Below are 3,303 nucleotides of genomic sequence, written 5' to 3' on the forward strand. Positions count from 1 at the left end.
TGGGTTTGATATAAATATCAAACCGCCCTACACATATTTGGTTTGTCGAAACAATGTTCAGTTTTCAAAGGTCTACCAGTCATCCGCTCTTGCAGACAACTTAATAATCATATCATTTAAACTATATGATGTCAACAATAAGTTTAATTTAATCAAACTGTGAATTGCTGGCTGCCTAATGAAGCAGCTCAATTAATATACCATTTTGTCAGACCGCTTGTCAACAAGCAATTTAACTTTTTAAATTAACGAGCCGCTGTCGTAAAAGACAACTTAGATAATATACCATGCACATCATCTCGCTGTCAACAAAAATTCCAAATTCATGTCGACGACCCCATCATTCGTTGGCCGCGGCTCTAGACCCGTTCCTCACTAATTCCCATTTCACGGGCTAGAATCCTCTTTTGGTGGGATGTCGCCGTGACGCATCTCATCATGGCTAACTTGTAAAATTCGTTTCCGGCCAGCCACCAGCCTAAATCCGCCGTCGTGAAAAGATCACTGCACCCACCCCGACAAAGAACAACGCCCACAGGAGATTGCCGACGCTCAACTGCTGAATCGTCAAGTGGGTCACGTTCTGTTGGTAGCTGGGATTGCCATACTCCTCCTGCAGAAAGAACATGTTAAACGGGTTCCATTTCATCACCGGCAGTAACGACTTAAACGACTGCAATAGCAAACTGGACACCCCTTCCCCCATGAAACAGACCCCCACGCCAATGGCAATCGCTGCCGCACTGTTATGACTACAGCTCGCCAGCAAGAAGACCAGTCCAATAATCAGCACGCCACCATACATATCGAACACCGCATTAGTCACGAGATTAACTAGTAGGGCTTGATGATAGAGATAGACCGTTTGCCACGAAAGGCTGCGCCCACCACTAAACTTGAGTAATAGTGTCGTGAGCACAGCTACCACATGGAGCAACACGCTATACCCGAGTACCAGCACATACTTCCCCACGAAGATCGTCCAGCGATGATTCGCCTGAATTGCCAACTGCTTGATCGTCCCGTACTCGAATTCCATGGTCACACAGCTGGCGCCAATCACAATCATGAGTATCGTCAGCCATTGAAACCCGCCATACGCCGATGAGATATCAAATTTCTGGTCGTCAATCGATGCCCCGTGCGCCGTCGCTGCTAGTCCACCCATTAAAAGTACCAAGATGACCGGTGCAAGCCAAGCCAATCGTTGATGCCTGAATTTAAAAATCTCCTGCTGCAATAATTGTCCCATGACCTATGCCTTCCTCTCTGCTAATAAGCGTAACAAGACCGTCTCTAAATCTTCCTGATGCTGGTTTACCTTTAAAATTTGGATGTGCGCGGCGAAAAGTGCCTGCAATAAGGGCGTCAACGCAACCGGCTTCGTCACGATCAAGTCGCTCCCCCGCTGGGTCACTGGATAGTCGGCCTGTAAAAGTACCCGCAACGCCCGGGCATTCTCCGTCGTCCGCACTGCTAAAGATTGCCGCGTCGATTCCCGCAACTGCCTCATCGTCCGTTGCAGCAACACTTCTCCCTGGTCAATTAGAATCACCGTATCAATGATCTTTTCCAACTCACTCAAAATATGACTGGAAATTAAAAAAGTGGTCCCTTCCCCTGCCATTTGCACAATTAAATGACGTAGCCGCTTAACCGATTGTGGGTCCAACCCATTCATTGGTTCGTCCAATATGACTAACCGTGGTCGATTCACCAATGCCATGGCGATTCCCAGCTTTTGTTTCATGCCTAGTGAATACCTTTTGGCCGGCCGGTGGATATAAGCATCCATTTGGAGGGCCTGCACCACCCACGTCATTTGTTCCAAGGAAGTCGCCATCAATCGTAACTGTTGCCAGCCGCTCAAAAAGGGATAGATTGCCGGGCGTTCGATGAGTGCACCTACCTGTTGCGTCACGATAGTGTGGGTATTGACCGAAACAGGTTGTCCCAGAATCCGAACGTTCCCCGCATCCGTTGACATCAGTCCCAGCAAGGCCTTCATAATGGTCGTTTTGCCTGCACCGTTGGGACCGACTAATCCGATAATTTTGCCGGCTGAAAATTCAAAGTTCACATCACGTAAGACGATTCGGTGGCCAAAAGTTTTCCGTAACCCGACTACTCGAACCATTTTCTCTTGTACTTGTTGCACTGGACATCGTCTCCTCTACTCCCTTTCAGCGTACCCGTTAAAACCGCCAGATGATACGGATGCTAGCGAAAATAGCTTGCTCTTTCCCGCTGATTCCCTATGCTAGAGTTAATAGCAATTATCAAGGAAGTGAGGTGCCCCCATGGCATCGACAGAACTAGGCGCGCGTTTGAAAAAGTTCCGGCAAACGCAACAACTGACCCAAACGGCACTGGCTGAGCAACTCCACGTCTCACGCCAAACCGTTTCCAGCTGGGAGACTGGCCGGAACCAACCGGACATCGCCACCATTACCCAATTAGCCACTCTATATGCCGTCCCAGTAGATGATCTCTTACAGGACACCACAACAGTAGCGGTCCCTGTAACGAAACCACACGTCCGTCCAAGTTCCATCCTATTAGTGGTCCTGTTCGGAATTCTCCTAGTGGAACGCATCACCCAATTTTCTACTTTCCCGGGGCTCTACTGGATGGACTTTCTCATCCTCTTACTAATCGGTCTTATGATTAATTTAGGCATTGCCCGTCGCCACCCGAACGTTTGGACAAATCGGGTACATTGGATTGGCTTAACAGTGTTTGACGTGCTCAGTCTCGTCAGCGGGAGTATTAACGCCTTCAACATGGGCTTTGGCCTAATGACGACCTGCCAGTTCAGTGGCCTAGTGGTTGTCATCGCGCTGGTCAGAAAGTACTGGGCGCTGGTCAGAAAGTACTGGCAATCTCGATCTGTTAAGGTTAGACAATAGTAGCGTGGCAGTCATACACAGGGCTCAATTTAGCTGCTCACAAAAAACGGTAACGACCTTCCCCGCGTGGAAGTGCCGTTACCGTTTTTAGATTGACTATTCTTCTAATCTTGCTTAGGTGGCAAGTCGTCTCTTTTGACAGAACATGTTCTACACATGTTCTACCACCATCGACAGTAAACTAGTAAATAGCAGACGTGACAGCAGCTTCACGAAACCACCGACTTCATACGGCCATTTCGGTTTTGACACCGCTCGGTTGCCAGCCGCACCGTTGCTACGGTCATGCGCCCCCGTCTGCTTTTCTTTTTTTGAAAAAAAAAAGAACCCTCACAGGGTTCTTTCGTTCGCGTGGCAACGTCCTATCCTCGCAGGGGGCGATCCCCCAACTACT

General features: G+C 48.7%; 3 protein-coding genes. 1 reads left to right on the plus strand and 2 read right to left on the minus strand.

Going from position 1 to position 3,303, the window contains the following annotated elements; genetic code table 11:
• Window positions 1-478: 478 nt before the first annotated feature.
• Together OCU14_RS11165 and OCU14_RS11170 are read right to left on the minus strand one after the other, a co-directional pair.
• The gene (locus OCU14_RS11165) at window positions 479-1,252 is read right to left on the minus strand and encodes an ABC transporter permease (protein ID WP_261811084.1); all 774 of its coding nucleotides are present in this window, start codon (window positions 1,250-1,252) and stop codon (window positions 479-481) included.
• A gap of 3 nt (window positions 1,253-1,255) precedes the next feature.
• Entirely contained in the window at window positions 1,256-2,158 is a 903-nt protein-coding gene (locus OCU14_RS11170) for an ABC transporter ATP-binding protein (protein WP_261811085.1), read from the minus strand.
• Between the two features lie 142 nt (window positions 2,159-2,300).
• Here OCU14_RS11170 and OCU14_RS11175 point away from each other — a divergent pair, with 142 nt between their 5' ends.
• On the plus strand, window positions 2,301-2,909 hold the full coding sequence (locus tag OCU14_RS11175) for a helix-turn-helix domain-containing protein (protein WP_261811086.1): 609 nt from the start codon (window positions 2,301-2,303) through the stop codon (window positions 2,907-2,909).
• Window positions 2,910-3,303 lie beyond the last annotated feature (394 nt).

The organism is Levilactobacillus humaensis, from assembly GCF_024345185.1.
GTDB lineage: Bacteria > Bacillota > Bacilli > Lactobacillales > Lactobacillaceae > Levilactobacillus > Levilactobacillus humaensis.

Coding starts and splice junctions, on each gene's coding strand:
- OCU14_RS11175 (WP_261811086.1), top strand. CDS start 2,301: ATGGCATCGACAGAACTAGGCGCGCGTTTGAAAAAGTTCCGGCAAACG.
- OCU14_RS11165 (WP_261811084.1), bottom strand. CDS start 1,252: ATGGGACAATTATTGCAGCAGGAGATTTTTAAATTCAGGCATCAACGA.